Here is a 1,298-nt window from a genome sequence, read left to right as displayed (position 1 = left end):
TCGTAGATCAGAATGCTACGGTGAATACGTTCCCGGGCCTTGTACACACCGCCCGTCACACCATGGGAGTGGGCTGCAAAAGAAGTGGGTAGTTTAACCTTTCGGGGAGGACGCTCACCACTTTGTGGTTCATGACTGGGGTGAAGTCGTAACAAGGTAGCCCTAGGGGAACCTGGGGCTGGATCACCTCCTTATACGAAGATATTCACGATAAGTGTCCACACAGATTGATTAGGTTTARAAARKMAAAGAGAMGAAGAACTCCCAAGGTTCTTCGAAGTTTGTTTCTACTTTTTAAAGTGGAGATAAATTAGCAGTGTCCCGTTCGTCTAGAGGCCTAGGACACCGCCCTTTCACGGCGGTAACAGGGGTTCGACTCCCCTACGGGATACCATTGGGTCGTTAGCTCAGTTGGTAGAGCAGTTGACTTTTAATCAATTGGTCGCAGGTTCGAATCCTGCACGACCCACCATTTCCTCCCAAGGAAATAAAAATATGGGGCTATAGCTCAGCTGGGAGAGCGCCTGCCTTGCACGCAGGAGGTCTGCGGTTCGATCCCGCATAGCTCCACCATTCCTTCCATAAGAATGGCTTTTATTTTCACTTTTAAAAAGTGAAGACAAAAGGAAACTTTATGGGCGATTAGCTCAGTTGGGAGAGCACCTGCCTTACAAGCAGGGGGTCACTGGTTCGAGCCCGGTATCGCCCACCATCTTTAAGCATTCTCTTCGGAGAGTTTTTAAAAATGGGTTAAAAGTTTAATACTTTGAAACTCTTGCTCTTTAACAATTTGGAAAGCTGACTGATTACTTAATTGGTTTTCACTTTAAAAAGTGAAATCAAACAGCTCAAGGCTGTAATTAAGTTAATCAAATTTAAAAGTTCTCAATGTTTACCTTTTAGGTAAACACAACAAACACATTCAAGTGTCTTGTATTCGATTCAAATTCGTTTGAATCACATTGAGTCCGGCAAACAGTCATTGAGAATTAACCCTTCTTAATGACAACCAAAACCTTGGTTAGTTGCCATACACAAGACCCCTTCGGGTTGTATGGTTAAGTGACTAAGCGTACACGGTGGATGCCTTGGCAGTCAGAGGCGATGAAAGGCGTAATAACTTGCGATAAGCCCAGATTAGGTAGTAATAACCTTTAAGTCTGGGATTCCTGAATGGGGAAACCCACTTACATAAGTAAGTATCCTGTTGTGAATACATAGCAACAGGAGGCAAACCGGGGGAACTGAAACATCTAAGTACCCCGAGGAGAGGAAGAGAAATCAACCGAGATTCCGAA

General features: G+C 44.5%; 4 tRNA genes and 2 rRNA genes. All 6 read left to right on the top strand.

The window, feature by feature from the left end:
- Positions 1–194: ribosomal RNA gene (locus L1D22_RS22030) — 16S ribosomal RNA — on the top strand; the annotation flags it as partial.
- Positions 195–318: 124 nt separating this feature from the next.
- A tRNA-Glu gene (locus L1D22_RS22025) sits at positions 319–394 on the top strand.
- A gap of 2 nt (positions 395–396) precedes the next feature.
- A tRNA-Lys gene (locus tag L1D22_RS22020) sits at positions 397–472 on the top strand.
- A 25-nt stretch (positions 473–497) separates the two neighbouring features.
- A tRNA-Ala gene (locus L1D22_RS22015) sits at positions 498–573 on the top strand.
- Between the two features lie 63 nt (positions 574–636).
- Positions 637–712 (top strand) — tRNA-Val (locus L1D22_RS22010).
- A gap of 344 nt (positions 713–1,056) precedes the next feature.
- Positions 1,057–1,298: ribosomal RNA gene (locus tag L1D22_RS22005) — 23S ribosomal RNA — on the top strand; the annotation flags it as partial.

It is taken from the genome of Vibrio sp. Isolate34 (assembly GCF_022397915.1).
GTDB lineage: Bacteria > Pseudomonadota > Gammaproteobacteria > Enterobacterales > Vibrionaceae > Vibrio.
This window is presented reverse-complemented; position numbering and strand designations above follow the sequence as displayed.